Genomic DNA, 6,784 nt, shown 5'->3' on the forward strand with positions numbered 1-6,784 from the left:
GTCGTCTGGGAATTTCATGCGCTTTAGCGCGTTTCCGTCGTCTCCGTACGCAATCGTCGCCACGATAGTCCCGCAAGGATCACCGAGCGGGAGCGATCGCATGAAACGCCGCCTGATCGTCGGGGCCGCCGCGCTGGCCCTGACGACGACCATCTCTTCGGCACCGGCCACCGCCGAGCCCGTCGCCGGACTGCCGACGACGAGCTTCCCCCTCGGTGAGCCCGGGATCCCGAAGTCGGCGGCCAAGAGCCTGGCCCCCGGCGTCAGCTACTTCACCCTCAGGCACGGCAAGCCGCAGGACGGATACACGGTCAGCGTCGTCATGGCGGGCAAGGACTTCATGTCCGAGGCCAAGGCACAGGCCCAGGCGACGGCCGTGCAGGCGGCGGGCCTCGAACCCGTCATCGTCAAGTTCACCAGGCCCGCCGTCGCCGACCACCCGGCCGGCGACTACTTCATGGTGCGGGTGGGCAGCTGGCCGCTGAACCAGAAGGCCGCGGCCGCCGAGGTCGTCAAGCAGCTCAAGGACGCCGGGGTGAGCGCGAAGGTCGACTTCCGGGGTGACGACGGCTTCGTCACCACCGGCCCCTGGGATGTGCGGGTGATCGTCGTCGACCCGCGCAAGTTCCGCGGCTCCTACGAGGCGTCGCTGGGCACAAGCGTCGCCAAGCGCGAGAAGGTATCGGCCATGGCGTCCGCCGCCAAGGCCCTCGCCGCCGTGAACGGCGGCTTCTTCGACATCCACACGCTGCCCGCCTTCCGCGGCGACCCCACCGGCATCTCCGTCGTCCGCGGCAGGCTGCTCAGCGAGGCCGTCGCCGGCCGCGTGGGCCTGGTCCTGCGGGGCCGTACGGCGCGCGTCACCGAGTTGTCGTCCACGGTGGTCGCCCGGGCGGCCGACGGGACCACGGCCGAGGTGACCGGCGTCAACCGGGTGCCGAAGCCGGACGAACTGGTTATGTACACCGAGGAACTCGGGCGGGACACCCCGCAGGACGACGGCATCGAGGTAGTCCTCGACGCCTCCGGAAGGGTGACCGCCGTCCGCGCGTCCGGCGGTCCCGTGGCACCCGGCACCCGCGTGCTGCACGCCGTGGGAGCCGCCGCCGACTGGCTGTCGCAGCGCGCGGGCGAGGGCACGACCATCACGGTCACGACCCGGGTCACCGACCTGCGGACGAACAAGGCCGTCCCGCTGACCCCGGAGACCAACATCGTCGGCGGCGCGATCGGCCTGGTCCGGAACGGCAGGACCTCGATCACCGCGTCGCGGGACGGCATGGCCAACACCAACATGATCCTGCGGCGCCACCCGCGCACGCTCGCCGGCGTCACCCGCGACGGCAAGCTCGTCATCGCGGTCGTCGACGGCCGCCGGCCCGGCGGCACGATCGGCGCGTCGTTCTTCGAGGCGGCCGCGCTCATGCGCTGGCTCGGCGCGCGCGACGCGGTCAACCTGGACGGCGGCGGGTCGAGCACCATGGTCCTCGGCAAGAAGGTGGTCAACCATCCGTCCGACGGCGCCGAGCGGGGAGTCGGCGACGCCCTGTTGATCCTCGGCCCGCGCTGAGCCCGCTCAGGCGAGGGACGCATCGAACCGGGGTACGCCCCGGACCGGGGCACCCGCCTCGCCGAACCCGCTCAGGCGGGGGACCCCGCGAGGAGCCGGGCGATCGAGTCGTCGTCGCAGGTGTCCCAGAACGTCCCGATCGTGTCTTCGAGGTGGTCGAACGAGGCCGCCTCGAAGAGGACCTCCTGATACTTCGTGATGTCGTAGTGGGTGGTCCCCATCGCGGCGAGGTCGAGCGGGCGGATGTCCATCCCGCGGAACTCCTCGATCTCGCCGTACGAGCTGAGAATCCCCGCGCCGTACGCCCTGAGTTCGCCGTCCTCCCGCATGACGCCGAACTCCAGGGTGAACCAGAACACCTTGGACACGAACTCCAGCGCCTCGTCGGTCTCCACCCGGCGCGCCGCCCGGCCGGCGGCTCGGTACAGCGCGGCGAACCGGGGTGACGCCAGCGTGTTGGCGTGCCCGATCACCTCGTGGATGACGTCCGGCTCAGGGGTGTAGAACGGCACGGAGTGATGCCGGATGTACTGGGTGGAGTGGAACAGGCCGTCGGCCAGGACACCGTAGAACTCGCGGAGCGGGACCAGCCCGGCCGCGGGCAGATAGCGGAAACCCGTCAGCGGCTCCAGAAGGTCGCCGACCTCCTGCAACTGCGGGATGCGGTCCTCCGGCAGGCCGAGCCGCGCCGCCGCGTCGAGGAACTCGCGCACCGCGTACTTCTGATGCTTGATCGCCAGTTCCTTGGTGACGAGTGCCCACACATGGTGCTCCTCGTCGGTGTACTCGGCCGTCGGGATGGGGTCACCCGGCTTGTGCACCAGCGCCAGCGCCGCGATCGCGTTGCGGCGCTGACGGTAGACGGCGTCCGCGAAGCCGGGGTGGCTCGTGGCCAGCTCGACGACGACGGATCCGTCTTCCTTCGTCGCCACCGGAGCGAAATACTGCGCTTCTTCGAACATACTCCGATATGACAGCAAGTAAGCGGTTGGCTGGCAAGAGTGACCAGTTGAGGTGTGCGAAACGCTCAAATCAGCGTGTATTTGGGCGGGCACACTGGTCGATCCGCTCAGTCCGGGCGTACCCTCGGCGCATGCTCGACGCGCTCGACAGCCGCCTGCTGACCACCATGCGGGCCAACCCCCGGATCGGGCTCACCGAACTGGCCCGCCTGCTCGGCGTCGCCCGCGGCACCGTGCAGTCGCGGCTGGACAAACTGACCGCCCGCGGCGTCATCGGCGACTTCGGCCCGACGATCACGACGGAGCAGATCGGCTATCCCATCCTGGCCTTCGCCTCCCTGCAGATCGCTCAGGGCAAGCTGGCCGAGGCCGTGCGGTGGCTGGACGGCATTCCGGAGATCCTCGAGGTCTACGGCACCAGCGGCCAGGCCGACCTTCTGTGCCGCGTGGTCGCCCGCAGCACCCCGCATCTTCAGGAGATCATCGCCCGGATCCTCGCCTCCCCCGCCATCCAGCGCACCGACACGACGATCGCCCTGTCGACCCAGATCCCCTTCCGCATCGAGCCCCTGCTGGAGGCCGCGGTCGCACCGCCTGAACCGCCGCGCGCACCGGTTTGAACCGCGCGGGCGCCGACGTTTGGTCGCGGTCGCGGTCGCGGTCGCCGGCTCCGGCGCTCAGCAGCTCGGGGCGATCCGCGGCGCAGACGACCCGCGGCTCAGACGGAACGCGCGACGCGGAAGCCGAGGTCGTCGATGCGCAACGTCGGGTGGCTCTTGCGGCGGCACGAGGCCCGGCATGCCCGAGGCAGATCATGTGCTCCTCCACCGCGGAAAACCCGGTAGGGGCCGTAGACACTCGCGTCGTAGACGTCCCAGCACCATTCCCACACGTTGCCGATCATGTCGTACAGGCCCCACGCGTTCGGCTTCCTGGTCCCGACGTCGTGCACTCGTCCGCCGGAGTTCTCCCTGTACCAGGCGATCTCGTCGAGCTCTCCATACCGCACCCCGGTCGTGCCGGCCCGGCAGGCGTACTCCCACTCCGCCTCGGACGGCAGGCGGTATCCGTCCGCGTCCCACTCGCAGACCACGTCCTGCGCGTCGGGGTCGTCTCCGATGGCATAGCAGGGTGTCAGCCCCATCACCTCTGAGAGGTGATTGCAGAACCGGACGGCGTCGATCCAGGAGATTTCGGTGATCGGCGTATGCGGTCCCGCCGCGTCCACCGCGGCCTCACCGGTGACGGATCGATACAGCTCCCGGGTCACCGGAAAGGGCGCCAGAAGGAAATCCCCGACCACGCCCACCCAACTCGTCCGTGTCCCCTCATCCCGGAGGAGAATCCTCCCTGCGGGAACGCGGATCATTTGCTCCATGGTCACCTCAGCCGGCGACGATTCACGGCTCACCGTTGGGGTCCTGCCCTTCGCCGTCGATGCACACGCCCGGGCAGGAGTGCTCGCCTGCTGCGACGTCCCGGGGGCGGGGGCCTGCCACCAGGGCAGCCGGAGCATGAAAACAAAAAAGGGGCCACCCCATGCGGGGTGACCCCTTTTTCAAAGATTGTCCGGCGGTGTCCTACTCTCCCACACCGTCCCCGGTGCAGTACCATCGGCGCTGGCAGGCTTAACTTCCGGGTTCGGAAAGTAACCGGGTGTTTCCCTGCCGCTATGACCGCCGTAACCCCATGAAACACACAACCACACCTACTGGTTGCTGTCTCTGAGATCACATAGTGAACGCGAGCACCACACCCCGCACCAAGCAGGGCGGGTTTCATGGTCAAGTCCTCGGCCTATTAGTACCGGTCAGCTCCACACATTACTGCGCTTCCACTTCCGGCCTATCAACCCCATCATCTCTAGGGGGCCTTACCCACTCTCGTGGTGGGAGACCTCATCTTGAGGCGAGCTTCCCGCTTAGATGCTTTCAGCGGTTATCCCTACCGAACGTAGCCAACCAGCCGTGCTCCTGGCGGAACAACTGGCACACCAGAGGTTCGTCCGTCCCGGTCCTCTCGTACTAGGGACAGCCCCTCGCAAGTCTCCTGCGCGCGCAGCGGATAGGGACCGAACTGTCTCGCGACGTTCTAAACCCAGCTCGCGTACCGCTTTAATGGGCGAACAGCCCAACCCTTGGGACCTACTCCAGCCCCAGGATGCGACGAGCCGACATCGAGGTGCCAAACCATCCCGTCGATATGGACTCTTGGGGAAGATCAGCCTGTTATCCCCGGGGTACCTTTTAGCCGTTGAGCGACACCGCTTCCACACGCCGATGCCGGATCACTAGTCCCAGCTTTCGCTCCTGCTCGACCCGTCAGTCTCACAGTCAAGCTCCCTTGTGCACTTACACTCGACACCTGATTGCCAACCAGGCTGAGGGAACCTTTGGGCGCCTCCGTTACCTTTTAGGAGGCAACCGCCCCAGTTAAACTACCCACCAGACACTGTCCCCCACCCGGATTCACGGGCGCGGGTTAGACGTCCAAAACGACCAGAGTGGTATTTCACCAATGACTCCACGGTAACTAGCGTTACCGCTTCCTAGTCTCCCACCTATCCTACACAAGACGCTCCAAACGCCAATGTCAAGCTGTAGTGAAGGTCCCGGGGTCTTTCCGTCCTGCTGCGCGAAACGAGCATCTTTACTCGTACTGCAATTTCACCGGGCCTGTGGTTGAGACAGCGGGGAAGTCGTTACGCCATTCGTGCAGGTCGGAACTTACCCGACAAGGAATTTCGCTACCTTAGGATGGTTATAGTTACCACCGCCGTTTACCGGCGCTTAAGTTCTCACCTTCGCCAATCGAAACTGGCTAAGCGGTCCCCTTAACGTTCCGGCACCGGGCAGGCGTCAGTCCGTATACATCGTCTTACGACTTCGCACGGACCTGTGTTTTTAGTAAACAGTCGCTTCCCCCTGGCCACTGCGACCCCCACCAGCTCACGGAGCTAGTCCGATCACCAGTAAAGGTCCCCCTTCTCCCGAAGTTACGGGGGCAATTTGCCGAGTTCCTTAACCACAGTTCACCCGACCGCCTTGGTATTCTCTACCTGACCACCTGAGTCGGTTTCGGGTACGGGCCGCCGCGACACTCACTAGAGGCTTTTCTCGGCAGCATAGGATCACCCACTTCGCCACAATCGGCTCGGCATCACACCTCAGGCTTAATGAGAGACGGATTTGCCTATCTCTCGCCCTACATGCTTACCCCGGGACAACCACCGCCCGGGCTGGGCTACCTTCCTGCGTCACCCCATCGCTTACCTACTACCAGATCAGGCCAGGCGTTCACCCTGACGCCGGCTCCGAAGAGCCAACCGGGCTAAGGACCCTTAGTATCACTGGATTCGATATGGGCGCATCACAGCGGGTACGGGAATATCAACCCGTTGTCCATCGACTACGCCTGTCGGCCTCGCCTTAGGTCCCGACTTACCCTGGGCGGACGAACCTGCCCCAGGAACCCTTGGTCATTCGGCGCAGAAGATTCTCACTTCTGACTCGCTACTCATGCCTGCATTCTCACTCGCACGACCTCCACCACACGATCACTCGGCGGCTTCACCGGTTCGCACGACGCTCCCCTACCCACCCCCGAACCCCAAAAGAGATCCGGCAGGTGCCACGACTTCGGCGGTGTACTTGAGCCCCGCTACATTGTCGGCGCAGAATCACTTGACCAGTGAGCTATTACGCACTCTTTCAAGGGTGGCTGCTTCTAAGCCAACCTCCTGGTTGTCACTGCGACTCCACATCCTTTCCCACTTAGCACACGCTTAGGGGCCTTAGTCGGTGATCTGGGCTGTTTCCCTCTCGACCACGGAGCTTATCCCCCGCAGTCTCACTGCCACGCTCCACTTACCGGCATTCGAAGTTTGGCTGACGTCAGTAACCTTGTCGGGCCCATCAGCCATCCAGAGCCCTACCTCCGGCAAGCACCACGTAACGCTGCACCTAAATGCATTTCGGGGAGAACCAGCTATCACGGAGTTTGATTGGCCTTTCACCCCTACACACAGGTCATCCCCCAGGTTTTCAACCCTGGTGGGTTCGGTCCTCCACGCAGTCTTACCCACGCTTCAACCTGCCCATGCGTAGATCACCCCGCTTCGGGTCTACAGCATGCGACTCATACGCCCTATTCAGACTCGCTTTCGCTACGGCTCCCCCACACGGGTTAACCTCGCCACACACCATAACTCGCAGGCTCATTCTTCAAAAGGCACGCAGTCACATCACAGCCG

The 6,784-nt window shown here is 65.0% G+C and carries 4 protein-coding genes and 2 rRNA genes; 2 read left to right on the forward strand and 4 right to left on the reverse strand.

Annotated features, from left to right (window positions below):
• The first annotated feature begins 100 nt into the window (after positions 1 to 100).
• Positions 101 to 1,570, forward strand: a complete 1,470-nt coding sequence (locus AB0J39_RS23595; RefSeq protein ID WP_363468254.1) for a phosphodiester glycosidase family protein — start codon at positions 101 to 103, stop codon at positions 1,568 to 1,570.
• A 71-nt stretch (positions 1,571 to 1,641) separates the two neighbouring features.
• Here AB0J39_RS23595 and AB0J39_RS23600 read toward each other — a convergent pair whose 3' ends face one another.
• Positions 1,642 to 2,532, reverse strand: a complete 891-nt coding sequence (locus tag AB0J39_RS23600) for a phenylalanine 4-monooxygenase (RefSeq protein WP_363468256.1) — start codon at positions 2,530 to 2,532, stop codon at positions 1,642 to 1,644.
• Positions 2,533 to 2,663: 131 nt separating this feature from the next.
• On the opposite strand from AB0J39_RS23600, the gene AB0J39_RS23605 reads away from it, so the two are divergent.
• Positions 2,664 to 3,152, forward strand: coding sequence for an Lrp/AsnC family transcriptional regulator (locus tag AB0J39_RS23605; protein WP_363468258.1), 489 nt, complete (start codon positions 2,664 to 2,666; stop codon positions 3,150 to 3,152).
• Positions 3,153 to 3,250: 98 nt separating this feature from the next.
• On the opposite strand, the gene AB0J39_RS23610 is transcribed toward AB0J39_RS23605, so the two are convergent.
• The 3 genes from AB0J39_RS23610 to AB0J39_RS23620 form a co-directional block, all read right to left on the reverse strand.
• The gene (locus tag AB0J39_RS23610; RefSeq protein ID WP_363468260.1) at positions 3,251 to 3,901 is read right to left on the reverse strand and encodes an SUMF1/EgtB/PvdO family nonheme iron enzyme; all 651 of its coding nucleotides are present in this window, start codon (positions 3,899 to 3,901) and stop codon (positions 3,251 to 3,253) included.
• A gap of 198 nt (positions 3,902 to 4,099) precedes the next feature.
• Positions 4,100 to 4,216: ribosomal RNA gene (gene rrf, locus AB0J39_RS23615) — 5S ribosomal RNA — on the reverse strand.
• A gap of 96 nt (positions 4,217 to 4,312) precedes the next feature.
• Positions 4,313 to 6,784 (reverse strand): 23S ribosomal RNA (locus AB0J39_RS23620); the annotation flags it as partial.

The sequence above is a fragment of the Microbispora sp. NPDC049633 genome, from assembly GCF_040675265.1.
GTDB lineage: Bacteria > Actinomycetota > Actinomycetes > Streptosporangiales > Streptosporangiaceae > Microbispora > Microbispora maris.